The sequence below is a fragment of the Novipirellula aureliae genome, from assembly GCF_007860185.1.
In the GTDB taxonomy this organism is placed as follows: Bacteria; Planctomycetota; Planctomycetia; order Pirellulales; family Pirellulaceae; genus Novipirellula_A; species Novipirellula_A aureliae.
This window is the reverse complement of the sequence record NZ_SJPY01000004.1, coordinates 455,265-474,655: the sequence shown is the minus strand read 5'-3', so window position 1 is coordinate 474,655 and position 19,391 is coordinate 455,265. Positions and strand designations below refer to the sequence as shown.

Annotated in this window: 17 protein-coding genes; 11 read left to right on the top strand and 6 right to left on the bottom strand. The window is 52.4% G+C overall.

Going from position 1 to position 19,391, the window contains the following annotated elements:
- Nucleotides 1–236: 236 nt before the first annotated feature.
- From Q31b_RS14175 to Q31b_RS14160, 4 genes are read right to left on the bottom strand one after another with little or no spacing between them, the layout of a single operon-like run.
- Nucleotides 237–2,609 (bottom strand): alpha/beta hydrolase, encoded by a 2,373-nt coding sequence (locus tag Q31b_RS14175; RefSeq protein ID WP_231617567.1) that lies wholly within the window; start codon nucleotides 2,607–2,609, stop codon nucleotides 237–239.
- Complete coding sequence (locus Q31b_RS14170; protein ID WP_146600325.1) at nucleotides 2,609–3,235, bottom strand: hypothetical protein; 627 nt, start codon at nucleotides 3,233–3,235, stop codon at nucleotides 2,609–2,611. The genes Q31b_RS14175 and Q31b_RS14170 overlap by 1 nt, the downstream gene beginning before the upstream one ends.
- Entirely contained in the window at nucleotides 3,232–3,849 is a 618-nt protein-coding gene (locus Q31b_RS14165) for an RNA polymerase sigma factor (protein WP_146600324.1), read from the bottom strand. The genes Q31b_RS14170 and Q31b_RS14165 overlap by 4 nt, the downstream gene beginning before the upstream one ends.
- Before the next feature lie 14 nt (nucleotides 3,850–3,863).
- A complete protein-coding gene (locus Q31b_RS14160; protein WP_146600323.1) occupies nucleotides 3,864–4,556 on the bottom strand; it encodes an FHA domain-containing protein in 693 nt (230 codons plus the stop codon).
- Nucleotides 4,557–5,004: 448 nt separating this feature from the next.
- On the opposite strand from Q31b_RS14160, the gene Q31b_RS14155 reads away from it, so the two are divergent.
- The 8 genes from Q31b_RS14155 to Q31b_RS14120 all read left to right on the top strand — a co-directional run bounded on the left by Q31b_RS14155 (nucleotide 5,005) and on the right by Q31b_RS14120 (nucleotide 13,400).
- Nucleotides 5,005–5,358, top strand: coding sequence for a YbaB/EbfC family nucleoid-associated protein (locus tag Q31b_RS14155; protein WP_146600322.1), 354 nt, complete (start codon nucleotides 5,005–5,007; stop codon nucleotides 5,356–5,358).
- Complete coding sequence (gene recR, locus Q31b_RS14150; RefSeq protein ID WP_146600321.1) at nucleotides 5,358–6,065, top strand: recombination mediator RecR; 708 nt, start codon at nucleotides 5,358–5,360, stop codon at nucleotides 6,063–6,065. The genes Q31b_RS14155 and recR overlap by 1 nt, the downstream gene beginning before the upstream one ends.
- Before the next feature lie 445 nt (nucleotides 6,066–6,510).
- The gene (gene rpoN, locus Q31b_RS14145) at nucleotides 6,511–8,025 is read left to right on the top strand and encodes an RNA polymerase factor sigma-54 (protein ID WP_449289928.1); all 1,515 of its coding nucleotides are present in this window, start codon (nucleotides 6,511–6,513) and stop codon (nucleotides 8,023–8,025) included.
- Between the two features lie 200 nt (nucleotides 8,026–8,225).
- A complete protein-coding gene (gene cysD, locus Q31b_RS14140; RefSeq protein WP_146600320.1) occupies nucleotides 8,226–9,137 on the top strand; it encodes a sulfate adenylyltransferase subunit CysD in 912 nt (303 codons plus the stop codon).
- Nucleotides 9,138–9,244: 107 nt separating this feature from the next.
- A complete protein-coding gene (gene cysN, locus Q31b_RS14135) occupies nucleotides 9,245–11,188 on the top strand; it encodes a sulfate adenylyltransferase subunit CysN (RefSeq protein WP_146600319.1) in 1,944 nt (647 codons plus the stop codon).
- A 136-nt stretch (nucleotides 11,189–11,324) separates the two neighbouring features.
- Nucleotides 11,325–11,684 (top strand): 4a-hydroxytetrahydrobiopterin dehydratase, encoded by a 360-nt coding sequence (locus Q31b_RS14130; RefSeq protein WP_146600318.1) that lies wholly within the window; start codon nucleotides 11,325–11,327, stop codon nucleotides 11,682–11,684.
- Nucleotides 11,681–12,013, top strand: a complete 333-nt coding sequence (locus Q31b_RS14125) for a hypothetical protein (RefSeq protein WP_231617566.1) — start codon at nucleotides 11,681–11,683, stop codon at nucleotides 12,011–12,013. The genes Q31b_RS14130 and Q31b_RS14125 overlap by 4 nt, the downstream gene beginning before the upstream one ends.
- A gap of 55 nt (nucleotides 12,014–12,068) precedes the next feature.
- Nucleotides 12,069–13,400 carry an acyltransferase family protein gene (locus Q31b_RS14120; RefSeq protein ID WP_146600317.1) on the top strand — a complete coding sequence of 444 codons (1,332 nt, stop codon included), beginning with the start codon at nucleotides 12,069–12,071 and terminating at the stop codon, nucleotides 13,398–13,400.
- 7 nt (nucleotides 13,401–13,407) lie between these two features.
- Here the strand turns inward: Q31b_RS14120 and Q31b_RS14115 are convergent, their stop codons facing one another.
- Together Q31b_RS14115 and Q31b_RS14110 are read right to left on the bottom strand one after the other, a co-directional pair.
- Nucleotides 13,408–13,602: a hypothetical protein gene (locus Q31b_RS14115; protein ID WP_146600316.1), complete on the bottom strand. Its 195-nt coding sequence runs from the start codon at nucleotides 13,600–13,602 to the stop codon at nucleotides 13,408–13,410.
- Nucleotides 13,599–13,964: a DUF2237 family protein gene (locus Q31b_RS14110; RefSeq protein WP_146600315.1), complete on the bottom strand. Its 366-nt coding sequence runs from the start codon at nucleotides 13,962–13,964 to the stop codon at nucleotides 13,599–13,601. The genes Q31b_RS14115 and Q31b_RS14110 overlap by 4 nt, the downstream gene beginning before the upstream one ends.
- A gap of 162 nt (nucleotides 13,965–14,126) precedes the next feature.
- Between Q31b_RS14110 and Q31b_RS14105 the strand changes: the two genes are divergently transcribed.
- The 3 genes from Q31b_RS14105 (at nucleotide 14,127) to Q31b_RS14095 (ending at nucleotide 18,257) form a co-directional block, all read left to right on the top strand.
- Nucleotides 14,127–16,481, top strand: coding sequence for an ATP-dependent helicase (locus Q31b_RS14105; protein ID WP_146600314.1), 2,355 nt, complete (start codon nucleotides 14,127–14,129; stop codon nucleotides 16,479–16,481).
- A gap of 126 nt (nucleotides 16,482–16,607) precedes the next feature.
- Nucleotides 16,608–17,108 carry a 5-(carboxyamino)imidazole ribonucleotide mutase gene (gene purE, locus Q31b_RS14100; protein ID WP_146600313.1) on the top strand — a complete coding sequence of 167 codons (501 nt, stop codon included), beginning with the start codon at nucleotides 16,608–16,610 and terminating at the stop codon, nucleotides 17,106–17,108.
- Nucleotides 17,109–18,257, top strand: a complete 1,149-nt coding sequence (locus Q31b_RS14095; protein WP_146600312.1) for a 5-(carboxyamino)imidazole ribonucleotide synthase — start codon at nucleotides 17,109–17,111, stop codon at nucleotides 18,255–18,257. It begins immediately after the preceding gene.
- Nucleotides 18,258–19,391: the final 1,134 nt, after the last annotated feature.

Below are 19,391 nucleotides of genomic sequence, written 5' to 3'. Positions count from 1 at the left end.
GACGACTTGAGCGAAACGCACGATCGAGACGCTTTCTGGAAACGCCGAGGCCAAAGAAACGATGGTTTCCGCCACCGCTGCCGCAAGACCAAAATCAAGGATTCCTAACAAACCCGGTCATGCACCCTAAGGGGCTTATTGGGCTGCTCCGGTCCCCTTCTCCCACCATGGTGGTGACCGGCGAAGATGGGTAGGGAATCGCCGAAAAAGGTGGGTGAATACCTGTGTAAGTTGCACTAGGGGATTGTGACGGAGGTCCAGAAGGGGCGTTTACGGTCAGCTCGGCGACGGACATCTTCGAGCATCCCCTTTAATGATCGATCGTAATCAAATGTCACTCGACGCGATCGATGGCGAATGGTAAGCGGTGCAGACAAATCCAGGTTCTCGATCGGTCGGAGCCAAATCGTGAATTCATCCGCTGGGCCCTGTGTGATGCGAATTTGATTGTCATTGCCAATCGACGCGGAAATTGGGGCCGCACGTAGCCGGTCGGCCTGATCCCACAATTGTGGGTCGACCGATAGGCCTTCTTTAAAAGGACCGACTTCGAGCCACCAAAAGAAGTTGTCACTTTCTCTCATCGTGGCGACATCAATGTCGAGCGGCATTTTCGGCCGAACATGCGAGGGCAACTTCATCCATTCGAATAGTCTCGGTACCTCTTCATAAAAGTATTCGCGTCCCCGGCCACGATACATTACCACCATTGCATCGCTTCGATAGGTCACATAGTCACTCATGATTGCCCCGTTTCGCACCAGCGGCGTCGGGGCGCTGTCGCGTTCGCCCATCACCAAGACCATCGGAACATACGATGCATTGGGGTGATAGTGCATAATCGTTTTACCCGGTTCGCCGCTGATCGAAATCATGCCTGCCCATAAATCGGGATGCGAATAGGCGATGTCCCACGACGCAGCACCTCCTTCGCCACGTCCCGCTAAGAAGATCCGGTCGGCATCGATCGATGACCGACGCATGGCATCCCGAAGCGAAACCAATACCCGCTCATGCTCGCGAGGTGTGTATTGATAATCGGGTTGCCCGCTTCGCGTCCACAATGGTGCGACGACGATAAACCCGTTTCGCGATGCATGGCCGACTCGCTCGTTCATCGATTCGTTGTATCGTCCTGCCCACCACTCGATTTCATCGACCGGGGTGCCGCGTAGCGGGTGCAGCGATACTAAACAGGGATACTCGCGAAGCGGATCGTAGTCGGGTGGCAATTGGATCACATATCGTGGTACTGGCGGTTTTTCGAGTACTTCCTCACCCTTGCCGATGAAGTACATACCTGGAACTTGCTCGCTTTGAGCGTCTTCGGGCCAGGGCATTGTCGGCACTAAGAGCGGTAGCATGCGGTCGACATATTCGGGTTGTGCCCCTTCAAGATTCCGCAGTTCATTCAGAATCGCTTCACGTCGACCGGGAGTGCTCGGCCCCAGATATTCGGCAACCAAATCGCGGACTCGGATGAGAGCGATTGCCACGGTCAGGTTTGATTCGTTCGATCCGCTGCCGAGCAACCAACCGGCAATACCGAGTGCGACACGGTTTTCGAGCGGCACGGCATCGGACGCACCGAGCCGAATGTAGTCACTCAATCGCGACAAGGTAGCCGCCGATAAGCCCGCTTTGATCTCCGCTAAAATCGGTTGAAGCGATTCCGCTTGGTCGAGCTTTGCAATTTGAGATTCAAGTTGATTTGCAATCGCTTTGGATTGACGATCGGTATCTTGAATTTTTTGTATCGCATCTTGAACTTGTAGCCGAGTCACCCGCCCAACCTGATCAATGGGAAACTGGCTTAAGATCTGCATTGCCAAATCGTTTTGTCCCGATTCGGACCGAAGTTTTGCTTCGTCCAGCAATTGAGCGGCTTGACGTTCGACGATCGCAACCAATTGCGAATTCATCTGTTTCGCTGCAGGGAAAGTGTCGATCGCCTCTGAGAGAACTTCTGCAGCATCTCCGAATCGTTCGGCTTCAATAAAGAAGCGAACGACTTCGAGTCGACGATCGAGTTCGTCCCAATTCAATCGTCGCTTAAAGATCCGCTTGAGTGTTGCTGAATCAAGCGACCGAGTTGCGATTCGCGAATCCCAAACATAAGAGGTATCGCCTTTTAGACTTTCTAATCGGGCATAGCGTCCGTTCAATTCGGTAATGCCTTGGATCATTTCGAGAGGTGAGCCGTCGACGCCGCGTATGGTCATGACGCGGCGACCATATTCGTTGAACGCCGAGGTTCCCAGGATACTGCCGACTGCGGCAACCTCTTTACCACCGAGCGGGGTAGGTTGCCAAAAAGTAATCGGTTCTTCGATATTTCGAACATTTACCGGCTCGGCTGCTGACATCCCTTTCCCGTGCATGTAGATACGCGTTAAGCCATCATCGATGACCCAAATCGGTCGAAATTGAGGGTCGCCGTTGGTCGCGGCTGAAAACGCATTACCGTCCAGCGAAGCGATTTCCACTTTTGATCCGCGTAGCGTCAAACCGTTTCGAAGCTGGAACAATTGATCGGCTAAGCATGTCCCCGTCTGAACAAGCATTGCAGCTGTTACAAAGAGAACGAATCGTAGTGGAGAGTTTTGCATTAGGAGGGTCGTTCCGCGGAACTCGTTGTCAGAATGGTGACCGCTCGGATGAGCGAGCGTCCGAGCGGAGCGACTCCGTCTCGCAATGAGTGAACCGTCGGCATCGTCTCGTCGATCCATTGCCGCTCGCGAACCGATCGGATCCACTGCGACGCATCGATCGCCGGGTCGCGAGTCGCCAACACATCAGCAGCCTCTAGGCGGTTGAAATGGCCGGTAACAGAGCCGGCAACCCTAGCCGCGGGTTCGGCAGAATGGTTCTCGACGGAACCAGCGGCTAGCGCCGTTGGCTTGGGAAACGTACGAAACCCTCGGTTACTAGCACTCGGCTCCGAACTGGACGTCATCACAGAGAACGCAAACATGACGGCGGCAGCGATCATGGCGGCGGACATGGCCAAACGTCCAATCAGAGGAGTCGGTTTTTCAATTGCCGGATTGGTTGCCGACATGGTTGCCGGCTTGGTTGCCGTAGGCATGATTTGGTTAATTTGTTGCCACGCGAATAGTTGCCCACGACAAAGATCGCAGTGAGCGGCATGGTTAAGAAGCGGGCGGTCTTGATCGATCGGTTGACGGCGATCAATCTGATCTTGAAGTCGTTCGAGGAAATCATCACAATTCATTGCATCCTCTCTTTCAAGCCATTTGGTGAAAGGTAGTGTTTTTCCATCTGTTCGTTGACGACCTCGCGTTGGAGCAATTGCTGCATCACGGCCACGCGAGCACGGTGAACCCATGTTTTTACCGTGCCGATGGGGCATTCGAGCTCCGCAGCGATTTCGGCGTATCCGAGCGAATGTTCGTGGAACAACTGAAACGCATTTCGATGATTCGCAGGTAACGTTCGCAGGGCCAAGCGGAGTTCTTCACGGACCTCCTCGCGAGCGGCGTCTTGATTCGGCTGTGCAGCGGCGCAAACTTGGTCTAGCGCTGCCGACGGGTCTTGAGTCAACGGCAACATCTCGCGATTTTGGAAGCGTGACCGATAGGTTCGACAACGGTTTCCGGCAATCGCCTTCAGCCATGGTTCGAATGGACGCCCCGAATCCCATTTACTGAGATGCTTGGCCAAGCGAGAGAAGGTTTCCTGGGTAGCATCTTCTGCATCTTGTCGGTGGCGTAGGAATCTCATGCAGATCCCGAAAACCAACGAATGATACCGAGCGACCAATTGCTCGAACGCATCGGGGTCGTTATCACGGTACCGTTGAATGAGTAGGGGGGTGGATTCTTCCATGGGATCCCACAATTTTATCGACCGCTAAAGAAACGTTTGAGAGCATCGTCTGCTGCGTCGCGTGAATTCTCCTTCATGGTCTTTTTCAGGCCTTCTGGCAATTTTCCCGGTTTCTGTTTGGTTCGACTTTGTCGATCTTTCGCTTTCGAGTCGGAATCCGATTCGTGGATGGATAGTTCGCTACTATCGTCATCGCGACTGGGGGCCTCATCAGCGACCTCCCCCAATTTCATTTGCCGTGTTTCGGGATCGGCCACTTTTCGCACTCGATCGATTTGGTCCGCTTCATCGAGCCAAGAAGTCACGTCGACTTCCTCGAAACGACTGTCGTGGGTCCCCGCTTCGACGGTTCGCGCGGCAGCATCACCGACATTTTGGACCTCCGGTTTCTTCGGAGCTTGCAGCCCATGTTCAATCAGAATCTCAAATTCAAGTTTACCAATCTTCAAGTTGTCGCCAGGCTTTAAAACCTTTGCCTTTCCGATCGGCAACTGCTTTTCGTTGACAAACGTCCCATTGCGACTTTTGAGATCTTGGATGAGGACTCGGCTCTCCTGCACAACCAAGATGCAATGCTTGCGGCTCACCGACTCACTCTTGGGACGCAATTGGCACGAATCACTTCGGCCAATGATAAACTTATCGCTGTTGACAGCGATTTCTCTGCCGGAATGACTTCCCGTCAAAACCTTCAATTTTACCTGCATCAAACAACCTCGTGTCCATGTCTTTTTTTCCGTTACCGCGTCATGCGACCATCAATTGTCGATGAGCCACGAGTAACTTGGCAGTTTTGTAATCAAGAATAACTCCCATTCGCAATGATTCCGAATCAAATAATGACGGAATGTGGTGACACGCCTTAAAAACCGCAAAAACAAACAAACGACCGAAAAAAAAGGATGGATGACTCGAATCGTCGTAGTCCGATTCTAAATAGCTTTGCTCTCAATGGAAATCCCATTAACAGGTTTTTATAGCAAAACGAGGGCCATTAGCCCAGATTCCGCTTCACGGCACTGGAAGCCCAGCGATTAGAGCACGGAGTGTGCGGCAACCTATCGGTGGGTTACAATGCCCTGGGGCAGCATGCATCTAACAAAATATCACCCAACGATTTTACGAATCGATTGATCATTCGCGAAGGGAACATTTATGTTCAAAGGACTTGGAAATCTCGGCAATATCGCTTCCATGATGGGATCGCTTAAAGATTTGCCCGAGAAAATGAAAGAACTCAACGAGAAAATGAAGGTGGAAACGGTAAGCGGTGCCTCGTTGGACGGCAGCGTCGTGGTCGTGATGAACGGAGTCGGGCAAGTGCAATCGGTCCAGATCGCCAGCGAGTCGGGCGGTGCCGCGCTTGAACCTTTGGTGATGGAAGCGACCAATAACGCGGGTGCTGAAGCGAAGCAACTTTACGCCGACGCAATTACGCAAATGGTAAACGAAATGGATTTGCATATCCCTGGTCTCGACAATATTCTCGCTCACTTAACGGGCGGTTAATGGCTTTCACGCATCGCACCACCAATTCCGGTACCGAGTCGCTCGCCGCTGATCCGAAAGCGGAATCGAACGTCGGATCCTCGAGCTCGTCCACCAATCATCTGGCCCCCAAGAATTATGCCGGAGCAGTCTCGGGGCTGGTCGACCAACTAGGAAAACTGCCTGGTATTGGTCGCAAAAGTGCCGAGCGTTTGGCTTTTCACTTGCTGAGGGTTCGTGAAGATGAAGCGTTGGCGTTGGCCGAGGCTATTCGGCGGGTTCGGCAAGACGTTCGTTATTGTTCGGCTTGTTATAATCTAGCAGAAACCGAATTGTGTTCGATTTGCTCGGACCCGAACCGCGATACGACTCGGTTGTGCGTGGTGGAACAGCCTCGCGATTTGATGAGCCTGGAGCAATCAAGTGCCTACCAAGGTCTTTACCATGTTCTATTGGGGCGTATCGCCCCGTTGGACGGGATCGGTCCCGATCAACTCACCATCGAAGCACTTGTCGACCGGGTTCGACTCGGCGAGTTCCGTGAAGTGATTATGGCGACAAACCCCACTGTGGAGGGTGACGGCACCTCGCTGTACATTTCGAACCTGCTCAGTGAGTTCCCCGTCCAGATGACTAGGTTAGCTAGGGGGATTACAGCGGGAAGTGTCTTAGAATATGCAAATCGTGAGATGATTGCGGATGCACTAACCGGTCGGCAAAAGCTATAATGGCCTTGCTGGCTTGGCACGGTTTGTGCTCTCCTTCACCCAATGAAGGTCAGCCGAGTCTCGAGTAAATAGTAGCCGAGTCTCTCCGAGACTCGAAAAAAAGTAGCCGAGTCTCTCCGAGACTCGAGTGCAAGTAGCCGAGTCTCTCCGAGGCTCGAAAAAAAGTAGCCGAGTCTCTCCGAGACTCGAGTACAAGTAGCCGAGTTTCTCCGAGGCTTGAGTACAAGTAGCCGAGTCTCTCCGAGGCTCGAGTACAAGTAGCCGAGTCTCTCCGAGACTCGAAAAGAATAACGTACCGAATTAGTTACTTAGGTAGGCTTCTGACCGCTTGTTTCGGCAAGCGTGGTCGCGAGCCTGTCTGGCGATACATTGCACGTCTCGAAGAGACGGTTTGTCGTGTTATCCGTCTCGGAGAGGCGGAGTTACAACTTTAAAAATTCCTCTTTTGATTGAGAATGCTGCAATGCGGATGTCAATGGGCTTACAGGCCCGGCAAATGCAGGTCCAAAAATTGGCGCCACGGATGATCCAGTCGATGGAGATTCTGCAGCTTCCTATGCTGGCCCTGCAGGAGCGGATCGAGCAGGAGATGAATGAGAATCCGCTGCTTGAACAACAAGATGCGGATCCGACCGATCCCGAATCGTTAGAAGATGACCGCCCGTCGGCGGATACGCGGAGCGAGGACGAGAAAGAGTTGGTTGTCAACGATGACCATGACAATCAGGAAGACTTTGAGCGTCTTCAAAATATGGTCAACGATCTACCGAGCACCTTTGACGATTCGTTTCGTCGGTCATCGAACCGCGTCCAAGAGGATTCCGATCGACGGCACGACTTGATGGCAAACGCTCAATCAAGGCCGGAGTCGCTCAACGATTTTCTACTCCATCAATTGTCCGAACTCGATATTGACGACCGGATTGAACTGCTTGCCGAGCGGATCATCAGCACGCTTGACGCACGGGACGGCGGCTACTTGAGGACGCCGATTGCCGACATGTTGCCTGCTGGGCATACGGACGAGGATCTGCAGCTTGCGGAGACCGCGTTGAAGGTCGTTCAGTCTCTTGAGCCCGCCGGAATTGCGGCTCGTGATCTGAGCGAGTGTTTATTGAACCAGCTATCGCCAACGGCCCCATTTCACGATGAGATGGAAATTTTGATCAAGTCACATTTGGTCGACTTAGCCGAAAACCGCCTGCCCCAGATCGCCAAAAAGACCGGCTTTACTTTGGAGCATATCCAGGTCTTGAAGGAGGAGCTGCATACGCTCAATCCGAAGCCAGGAGCGGCGTTCATGGAGACGTATGTTCCGAACGTGACGCCTGACATTATTTTGGAGCGAAACGAAGATGGCAACTACGAAGTCCGCCTTGATGACGATCGGGTCCCAACGCTTTACATCAGCGAGTACTATCGCCGTCGGTTGCAAGACCCCAATAGCACCTCCGAGGAACGCGAGTTTATCAAACAGAAGATCAGCAGTGCTCAATGGTTGATCGACTCGATCGAGCAGCGACGCAGCACGCTGACAAAGGTGGCGGAAGCGATTGTCGAGCATCAGAAGCGTTTTTTAGACGAGGGGCCGGAGGCGATTGAGCCACTTAAAATGCAGCAAATCGCTGATAAGGTTGGCGTTCACGTGACAACCGTTAGTCGTGCGGTCGATGACAAATGGATCCAAACGCCTCGAGGCATTTTGCCGCTCAAGCGGTTCTTTGTCGGCGGAACCCAAACCGAAGGGGGCGAGGATGTCGCTTGGGATACGATCCGATTGAAGCTGCAAGATTTGATCGACAAGGAAGACAAAAGCGATCCTTACAGCGACGAGCAGTTAGTTGAAGAGCTGAAGAAATCGGGCATGACGGTCGCTCGTCGGACGGTTACCAAGTATCGCAAGCGAATGACGATTCCCAGCAGTCGCCAACGTCGCGATTGGACGCTTGTTAAGAAATAGGTTTTGCCCAGCGGGTCGCAAGACTCTTAGCGTTATGCTTCAAACACGCATTCCGCTAAGCACGTGATCGAGCGTAATACAAAAAAACGCATCGCTGTTGCCCCAAGGCTGGCGATTCTTGCGATTACGTTTATACTGTCGGGCATTCTTCTAGTGCCGCGTCACATTCTCGTCCCCCAACCGATTAGCACATTGCCGTCATGACGGACTACAACCTCACCCACTTGAAGCAGCTCGAAGCGGAAAGCATCCATATTTTTCGTGAAGTTGCTGCCGAATTCAGTAAGCCTGTCATGCTGTATTCGATAGGAAAAGACTCAGCCGTCTTGTTGCATTTGGCACTCAAAGCGTTCCATCCGGGCAAAATCCCGTTTCCGCTGTTGCACGTCGACACGACGTGGAAGTTTCATGAGATGATCGAGTTTCGTGATAGCTATGTCCGCAAACAACTCGGTTTGGATCTGCAGGTCTATATCAACGAAGAGGGGCTAAAACACGACATCAAGCCATGGGAGGACAGCGAACGCCATACGGAGATCATGAAAACCGATGCGCTCAAAGCGGCTCTCGATCTGTACGGTTTTGATGCTGCATTTGGCGGAGCGAGACGTGATGAAGAGAAAAGTCGCGCCAAGGAACGTGTTTTTAGTTTTCGCGATAAATCGCATCGTTGGGACCCCAAAAACCAACGCCCTGAATTGTGGAACTTGTTCAACGGACGCGTCAAGAACGGCGAATCGATTCGCGTCTTTCCGATGAGCAATTGGACCGAGCTTGACGTTTGGCAGTACATTCATTTAGAGCAGATCCCGATTGTTCCGCTGTACCTGTCGGCACCTCGAAAAGTGGTCAATCGCAACGGCGTACTACTGATGCGGAACGACGACCGAATGCCGCTACTTGAAGGTGAAAAGGAAGAGACGAAAATGGTCCGTTTCCGGACGCTCGGGTGCTATCCGTTGTCTGGCGCAGTGGAAAGTGAAGCGACGACATTGCCCGAAGTGATCCAAGAAATGTTGCTCGCGACGACCAGTGAACGGCAAGGACGAATCATTGACCAAGATGAAGGTGGTGCGGGAATGGAAGAGAAAAAACGACGCGGATACTTTTAAGAAGTTTGACGGGTGAAGGGTCAAGTTTGAAAACCAAACTTCCTCTCGCCCCCAATCTACATTCTTTCAAACTTCAACCTTCAAACTTCAACCTTCAAACTTCAACCATGTCCCATAAATCTGATCTGATCGCCACCGATATCGACGCTTACCTCAAGCAGCATGAGCACAAGCAATTGCTTCGCTTGATCACGTGCGGCAGTGTTGATGATGGGAAAAGCACGCTGATTGGTCGTTTGTTGTACGACAGCAAGATGATTTATGAAGACCAATTGGCTCAGCTCGAGTCCGATTCCAAAAAAGTCGGTACCGTTGGCGGTGATTTCGACCCTGCACTACTGACCGATGGGCTCAAGGCTGAGCGAGAGCAAGGGATAACGATCGATGTCGCCTACCGTTACTTTAGCACGGCGAAACGCAAATTCATCATTGCGGACACTCCGGGTCACGAGCAATACACTCGGAACATGGCGACCGGAGCGAGTAGTGCGGATTTGGCCGTTATTCTTATCGACGCTCGGCACGGCGTTTTGACTCAGACGAGACGACATAGTTTTATCGTGTCGTTGTTGGGCATTCGGCACGTGGTTGTTGCTGTGAATAAAATGGATTTGGTCGACTTTAGCGAAGACCGTTTCAATGAAATTTGTGACGACTACCGATCTTTTGCCACGCGGTTGGATTTGCCAGACGTGCATTTTATCCCAATCAGCGCACTCAAAGGCGACAACTTGGTTGACCGCAGTGAAAATATGCCCTGGTATGATGGCAGCACGCTGATGAACTTTTTGGAGACGGTCTACATCGGCAGCGACCGGAACCTCCAAGATTTCCGGATGCCTGTCCAATTAGTCAATCGCCCTAATCTGAACTTTCGCGGTTTCTGTGGTACGATCGCGTCGGGCATCATTCGCAAGGGCGAAGAGATTATGGTGCTGCCGAGTCGGCAAAAGTCGAGGGTAAAAGAGATCGTTACCTATGACGGGAATTTGGACGAAGCGTTCACACCGCTTGCGGTCACGTTGACGTTGGAAGATGAAATTGACGCCAGCCGTGGTGATATGATTGTTCGTGAAGGAAACCTGCCCAAAAGTCGCGACCACATTGAGGCGATGCTCGTTTGGATGGATGCCGGGTCGATGGTTCCGGGCAAGACCTACTTGTTTAAGCACACGACCCAAACAATGCCAGGAACAATCGATACACTGAAATACCGCGTTGATGTCAACACATTGCATCGCGAGCCAGCACCTCAGTTGGAGCTCAATGAGATCGGACGCGTCAGTATCTCGCTGAGTGGTCCACTGCACTTTGACGCATACCGTCGCAACCGCGGAACAGGTGCGTTTATCGTGATCGATCGTTTAACCAACGCGACCGTCGCAGGCGGGATGATTTTGGACAAGTCGGGCGATGAAAAGACTCGCTCGGTTTGGGATGATGATCTGGCAGCCGATCCGTCGGGCGATCCTAATGCCGTTTCCGCCGTCACCTCTGAGGAGCGAGCAGCTCGGTTTGGCCAAACAGCGATTACCGTTCTACTGACCGGTTTGACCGGTAGTGGAAAGACGTCGATTGCGCTTGCCGTCGAGCGGAAGTTGTTTGATGCAGGAAGAGCGGTGGCAATGATTGATGGTGAGAACGTACGTCGAGGTCTCAGCCGCGATCTCGGCTTCTCGGCAGCCGATCGAAGCGAGAATCTTCGCCGTAGCGCCCACTTGGCTCATGGCATCAATCAGGCGGGAATGATTTGCCTCGCCTCCTTTGTGGCACCTTCGGAAGAGGTGCGAAATAAAGTTAGCCAACTGATTGGCGACGAACAATTCGTCGTCGTCCACGTCGCAACGCCGATCGATGTTTGTCGCGAAAGAGACACGAAGGGGCAGTATGCCAAAGCGGATGCAGGCGAATTGTTGAATTTCCCAGGCGTCACCGCGGTCTACGATGAGCCCACCAATCCTGACTTGGTGATTGATTCGTCAAAACAAACGATCGATGAGTGTGCGGATGAGATTGTCAAACTGCTCAAGACAAAGCAATTCATCCGTTGATCGTTTTGGTTCCCTACGCCGTTCACCTAAAGAAGGGAAGAGTACCTGGAACAAAAACTGCGGGAATTTGTTTTTACGTAAACAGCAAGTTTCGAGCACCCGTCTCTGAACCGACTCATTCTATCTATCCCGTAATATGACCAAGAACGCTCAACGACTTCGCAATTCAAAATGTGTTCCCTGCGAAGGCGGTATTGCCGTACTTGAACACAATAAAGCTTTGTCCCTCTTGGCATCGATTCCCGATTGGTCGATCAATGAAACTTCGTCTGCAATCGTGCTTCACAAAAAATGCTCGAACTTCGTTGCCGCGATCAAGTCGATCAATCGTATTGCGGAGCTAGCCGAAGCGGAGCAGCACCATCCTGATTTGCATCTGACAGGCTATCGGCAACTGGCAATTGAATTGACAACGCATGCGATCGGTGGGCTGAGCGAGAATGATTTCATTATCGCAGCGAAAATTGACCAGCTATTTCGAGAGTCTGACACGTGATCGAAATTGCTCGGCATCGTGCGTTGGCTCTACTCTCGCAGTGTACCGGCGACCACATTTGGAGTCTCGATCATTGCCGCAGTGTCCGCGTCCCCGAGAACTGGATCGTAGAACTGGCCGACCGCTACGAATCGGGTTTCCGGTCGGATCGGCAAACGATCTATATCGATGATCAAGTCACCAATCAATATGAAGGCATTCGCGATGTCGATTTGGCGATCCGAATTGGCGTAGCCCTCGGTTTGGATATCGACCGAATCACCGCGACAGCATTGAGTCGAAGTGCAATCGTCGCCGCGATCAAAGAAGCGATTATGAATGGCGATTGACATTCCGGATTGATCTTTCGCTCCGCGAGGACGATTTGGTATTGGAATTGGCATCATGGACATCTTGCCAATCCAAAAAACGTTTCCCGCGGCGATCGCCCCAACGCCGATCGCCCCAACGCAGTGCTCAAACTTGGTCGGTTTTGATGCGCTTCGTGCCTTCGCCGCATTGGGCGTCGTGTTGTTGCACGCCTGCGTCCCCTACCTGCAGCACCCGATGCCAGGTCTAGCATGGTCGGTCACCGATATCCGTTCGGAGGCAGCGAACGGTTTTACAAGTTCAGCAATCGATTGCCTATTTTGGGGAATCGAAGTATTTATCATGCCCATCTTTTTGCTCTTGGCAGGCTACTTTGCCTACCAAACCATGTCTCGGCGAGGCAGCGAGCAATTGATCAAGACGCGTGCGAAGCGGTTGTTGATTCCGTTGGCGTTTGCGAGTTGCGTCGTCTTGCCGATCGGCCTTTACACCTGGGTATTGGCATGGGTTGCCGAGGGTACCGTCGCCGCGGTGAAGCTAAAAAGCCTGAAATTTGATGGCGAAATCGACCGCGATTTGTGGGGTTTGAGCCATTTGTGGTTCATGCTCTACCTGTTCTTGTATATCGTGGCGACCGGAATCACGGTTGAAATTTGGAGAAGGTATCGCGATTGGTTTCCGTCGTACCTGCATTCGCTTTGCCGTTCGATCGGAAACCGTTCCCTGCACGTTTGTGCGATCCTATTTCTGACCGCAAGTGCTACGTTGCTGGTTGCCCCTGAAGTCGTTTGGGGATTTCAGCATGCGTTTGCGCCCGTGCCGAGCAAATGGTTGTACAGCGGCAGTTTTTTCGCTGGCGGTTTATGGATCGCGGCAACAGACCCAAGCTTTCATTGGCTGAGGAAAAGACGAGGCGTCTTGGGGATCGCAAGTTGGATGTTCTTAGCAACCGCGGTCACACTCGGGCGTTGGCATTTGGAGTTCAGCAATTTAGCGACCGGTAGCGATTGGCCAGCTTCGGTTGCGTTAGCAATCATCACGGTCGCAGCGGCATGGTTGATGACGCTGTGGCTATCGACCGCCAGCTTATCGTTGAATCGATTGCCGGTATCGGTCCAATATCTCGCGGCCGCTTCGTTCTGGGTCTATTTGGTCCATCATCCGCTGCTCGGGCTTACGCACCTCGATTTGAAGCTAATGATGCCGGAAGTCAATCCAGCAGCGAAAACAGCAATCTCGTTTGCCGTTAGCGTGACGGTTAGTTTGTTGACTTACGAAGCCTTTGTCCGGAAGACTCGGCTTGGAGAGCGTTTGGGAATGGCATGGGAGTTTCCGGGCAAAGAAGTTCCATCGACGATCCCAATGCGAACGCCATCAGAGACGTCCGAGCGAAGACGCGCGGCATAGGCTTGCTCTACGTCCGTTGTCGCCTCGAATCAGGTCGTTTCGCGTTGATTGTCGCTTCGCCAGCGTTGATTGTCGCTTCGCCCTCTGAGCGGCAGGCAATTTCGAGCTGAGGATAAATCAGTGGACCAAGCCAATCCGTGGAGGCTTTCCGCTCGTTGAGTGGAATGACGTTATGGCGAAGCCGTCCAAAGGATTTCGTCATTTGGAAACCGCGTGTTCTTGCAGTTCCTCCAGCGAGGCGAATTCCAATGCACTAATATGGGTCGACTCAAGGACGACTGCCGGGGCCATCTCGGCATCGTAGGCCTCTTTCCAGCGTGCTGCGCACAAGCACCAACGGTCGCCCGGTTTTAGGCCAGGGAACTGGAAGATTGGATTGGGCGTCGACAAATCGTTACCTCGCGATTTTGAAAACTGCAAAAAATCAGCCGTCATCTGGGCACACACCACATGGAGTCCTGCGTCGGAAGCTCCGGTATTGCAGCAGCCATCGCGATAAAAGCCGGTCATCGGATCGGTGCTGCACGATTCCAACTCGGTCCCGAGCACGTTTTTAGCTCCCATTTTGTCTGCTTTTCCTGGTAAGAGTCGATTTGGATGTTCTGTGAAAGTCGTGTTTGAAGTGACTAACGTTTTTAGCGGATTTCGTTATCATAGGGCAGCGAAAGGACGAAGTCTGTTTCGAACATGCCTAAATTTCTGAAAATGCAAAACGAGAGTTCTGACATGGACGTGATTCTACAGGGTTTGACCGAGGCCCAAACCGATGCAGTAACTCATATCGACGGCCCGTTATTGATTTTAGCAGGCCCCGGTTCTGGGAAAACTCGTGTCGTTACGCATCGAATCGCCTACATGATCAACCAGGGCGTCCCGCCGTCTCAGATCGCTGCATTGACATTCACCAACAAAGCAGCCGATGAAATGCGGGCTCGTGTCGAGCAGTTGGCACCTGGGAAATCGGTTTGGATGGGCACGTTTCATCGATTTTGTGCTCAGCTGCTTCGCCGCTATGCCACGATGGTAGGATTGACCGAAAACTATTCTATCTACGATTCATCCGATGCGAAGCAGGCGATGAAGCGAGCGATCGAAGCCGCCGACATCTCGACTTCGCACACTTCCCCCGAACAGATCGCCACGACGATCAGTAACGCGAAGAACCGCTTGGTCACCCCTGAAATGATGCTTGCCGCAACCAAGCGGTCGGGCCCGACGATGGCAGCGCGAGTCTATCCTGTCTATCAACAACAATTGTTGACTGCCAACGCCGTCGATTTTGACGATCTACTTTTGCATGTTGCCCTGCTACTCAAAGAGCACCCGGAACTCAGGCAAGAGCTTGACACTCGGTTTCGTTATATTTTGGTGGACGAGTATCAAGACACGAACCTGGCCCAATATGCGATTGTTCGCGGATTGTCGATCAACCATCCGAATTTGTCCGTTACCGGTGACCCCGATCAATCGATTTACGGGTGGCGCGGTGCGGACATCAATAACATATTGGATTTCGAGAAGGATTATCCGTCAGTCAAAACGGTTCGCTTGGAACAAAATTACCGTAGCACCCCGAACATTTTGCGCGCTGCCGATCAATTGATTCGCCACAACCGCCGGCGAAAGAACAAAGAACTTTACACGCACAATGACGAAGGGGATGCGGTCACGCTGCGGATCTACGAAAATGGTTACGAGGAAGCGGACGGGATCGCAGACGAGATTGCTAACGCCATTGCGGTTGAAGGATTTCGGCCTCGCGATTTTGCAATTCTGTACCGCATGAATGCTCTTTCGCGATCGATCGAACATTCGATGCGACGGCGAAATCTGCCGTACCAAATTATTAATGGACTCGAGTTCTATCAACGAAAAGAGATCAAGGATCTGCTCGCTTATTTACATCTCATCAACAATCCGAAACACGACGTCGCACTGCAGCGTGTGATTAACACTCCGACGCGAGGGATCGGAACCAAGACGATAGCGTATTTACGGAGCCATGCGGATCGGCACGGCATTCCGATGCTCGAAGCGACTCGCCAAGTCGACCAAATCGAAGGTCTGGCAAAACGATCGGCGACAGCGGTGAAACGGTTTGTCGAGCTGTATGACCGCTTGGCGATCAAGGCCACCGCGACGTTGGAGGACTTGATTCGTTATATCGTCGAGGAAACGAGGTATGAAGATCACTTGCTAAAGACGGTGGTTGATGGCCAGGACAGTAGCGCGGTAGCGAATGTTGACGAGTTCATCACAGCGGGGGTCGAGTTTGACCGCTACCATCCCGACGATGGATCGCTAGAACTGTTTTTGGAGCAAACCGCTTTGGTGGCCGATACGGATGCGTTTGAAGACAACACCGACCGAGTCACGGTGATGACGTTGCACGCGGCAAAGGGTTTGGAGTTTCCGCGAGTCTTCGTGATCGGCGTCGAGGATGGTTTGCTTCCACATTCCCGATCGAAGGATACCGATAGCGGGTTTGAAGAGGAGCGGCGTTTGTTGTTTGTCGGAATCACGCGAGCGAAGGAGCGATTGCAATTGTCATGCTGTAAGAGCAGGACGATGCGAGGCGAATCACGGCCCGCGATTTCCAGTCCATTCTTTAACGAGTTGCCACTCGACGAGATGCGACGAGTCGAAAGCGAACTCGAACGAAATTGGTTCGACGAGGATTCGCAAGACGATTACCCCGAGTCGTGGGATTTGCCTGAGGAAGAGGATGACGAGGATTTCGATTCCGAGGCGGCCGCGTCCGTCAAGGAAACAGCCGATCCGCCGTTTGACGAGTCGTGTCAATTGCCCGAGGAAGAACTCAAAGAGCTAGTGGCAAAAAAGAAAAAGAAAAAGAAGGCCGTCTTGGGACTCAAGACCGCTGCCGATTTGATGTCCGGTCCATCGAGCATCCCCGTTACCGCCTACCGCGAAGGCAATTTGGTACGACACGGCGAGCATGGCGAAGGCCGAATCGTCTCGGTTACCGGGCGCGGCCCCAAGCGAACGGCGACAATACGATTTGACGATGGCGAACACCGATTCCGGCTAGCCTTCTGCGAATTGGAATTGATCGATGGTTGAAGAAACATCGCGAACAGATCGTGCAGTTTTTAAGTTCAGCAGAGTCAACAGCTTAACGACCTCCCCCAAGCGAAGCTTGGGGGAGGTCGAACCAGTACTTATCTTCCCCTAACACCGTAAAACGATATGAATGAATTTGGAAAGACCGATGCGCTCGTGGGCGTCATCATGGGAAGCCGCAGCGATTGGGAAACCATGATCGCTGCGACCGAGGTGCTCGATGAACTAGAAATCCCCAACGAGAAAAACGTCGTGTCAGCACATCGCACTCCGATGCGAATGGTTGATTATGCAACCAGTGCATCGGAGCGTGGATTGAAAGTCATCATTGCGGGTGCGGGCGGTGCTGCCCATTTGCCGGGAATGGTTGCTTCGGAAACGAATTTGCCCGTAATTGGCGTGCCAGTGCAAAGTCGGGCTTTGCAGGGGCTCGACTCACTGCTGTCAATCGTACAAATGCCAGGCGGAATCCCCGTCGCGACGATGTCAATCGGGAAATCGGGTGCCAAGAACGCAGCAATTTTGGCAGCTCGTATCTTGGCGTTATCCGACCCAAAATTGGCGCAGCGGTTGGCCGACTTCGTTGCAAAACAGACTCAAAGTGTGATCGAATCCGCAGAACTATAAATGAAAACTTCAAACAAGATCATCCTTCCCGGCGGCACCATCGGTATGGTCGGTGGCGGTCAACTAGGCCGGATGTTCGCGCATGCGGCATCGAGTATGGGATACCGCGTCATCGTCTTCTGCGGGTCGAACAACGAACCAGCAGCCCAGGTCGCACACGCCTGTGTCGTGGGCCAATTGAACGACTTGGCAGCGGTCGAAGCGTTCGCCGGTCAATGCGACGTGATCACGTTGGAATTCGAAAACATTCCTGCGGAAACGATCGCTGCGTGCCAGCAATATGCTCCGACGCATCCATCGGCAACTGTCTTGGCGACGGCACAAGATCGCTTGGTCGAAAAGAACACGCTCCGAGATGCTGGATTGCCTGTGGCCCCGTTTGCTGAGGTGACCGATTTGGCTTCGCTTTCCGCTGTATCGAAAACAGTAGGCTGGCCTTTGATTCTGAAAACGGCCCGCAGTGGCTACGACGGCAAAGGCCAACACCGTCTTGAATCGATTGAGGGTGCCAAGGAGGTGGATTGGGTGAGCCAACCGCAATGGGTCGCTGAAAAATTCGTTCGTTTCGATCGCGAGGTATCGGTAGTGGTTGCCCGGACCGTGGATGGACGCACCAGCACGTTTCCGGTGTTTGAGAACGATCATGCGAACCACATTCTCGACATTACCATGTTACCCGCAGCCGTCGATGAGAAAGTCGAACAGCGTGCAAAAGAGATTGCGATTGCGGCGGCAGAGTCGTTGGGTGTGGTTGGTTTGTTATGTGTCGAATTGTTCGTCAAAGGCGACGAGGTCATTATCAACGAAGTCGCTCCGCGGCCACACAATTCCGGGCACGTGACGATCGAAGCGTGTCACACCAGTCAGTTTCAGCAGCATGTTCGAGCCGTCTGTGGTCTGCCGCTCGGGTGCACCGATTTGGTTTGCGGTGCCGCCGCGATGGCAAACTTGCTCGGTGATCTATGGCCGGATGAGACGACGAGTCCGCCCTGGGATCGAGCACTTGAGGTTCCCGGTATTAACCTTCACTTGTACGGCAAGCAGCATGCAAAGCCAGGCCGCAAAATGGGGCATGTAAGTTGCATCGGCAGCGACCGAGATCAAGTGGTCGCCGCCGTTAAGGACGCAAGATGTCGCTTGTCATCTTAGTGTCGTAAGCATGTAGGCTGGGTCAAGTTGTTTTCTATAGAAACGACGCAGATCCGGCATCCACCGCTTAGCCGGTATGAAAGGTAAAGGTGAAGTTTTGGTCAGCCATGTTATTCTTCTTGCGAGACAGGATAAACGCCTCCTTCACCGTTTGTTCGTCTACGAATCGATACGAATGAAAACGAGGCTGGTGGTGTTTGTTCCAAAATTTGAAACCGCTAATCGACGCTAATGAACGCTAATCAAGCATGGGCGTCCAGGTTCGAATGATTTCATTAGCGTCGATTAGCGTGCATTAGCGGTTCGTTTCGTCATAAGACCAACATTTACCTTTCCCCTGAGGGAACGCTTCGCGAAGATCAAGACTGACCCCGACGAAGTCCTCCTCAGTGAAAACCGAAGATCAAGACTGACCCCGACGAAGTCCTCGGCTTCAGACCCGGCATCCACCGCTTAGCCGGTATGAAAGGTAAAGGTGAAGTTTTGGTCAGCCATGTTATTCTTCTTGCGAGACAGGATAAACTCCCCCTTCACCGTTTGTTCGTTTACGAATCGATACGAATGAAAACGAGGCTGGTGGTGTTTGTTCCAAAATTTGAAACCGCTAATCGACGCTAATGAACGCTAATCAAGCATGGGCGTCCAGGTTCGAATGATTTCATTAGCGTCGATTAGCGTGCATTAGCGGTTCGTTTCGTCATAAGACCAACATTTACCTTTCCCCTGAGGGAACGCTTCGCGAAGATCAAGACTGACCCCGACGAAGTCCTCGGCTTCAGACCCGGCATCCACCGCTTAGCCGGTATGAAAGGTAAAGGTGAAGTTTTGGTTAGCCATGTTATTCTTCTTGCGAGACAGGATAAACGCCTCCTTCACCGTTTGTTCGTTTACGAATCGATACGAATGAAAACGAGGCTGGTGGTGTTTGTTCCAAAATTTGAAACCGCTAATCGACGCTAATGAACGCTAATCAAGCATGGGCGTCCAGGTTCGAATGATTTCATTAGCGTCGATTAGCGTGCATTAGCGGTTCGTTTCGTCATAAGACCAACATTTACCTTTCCCCTGAGGGAACGCTTCGCGAAGATCAAGACTGACCCCGACGAAGTCCTCTTCTTCTTGCGAGACAGGATA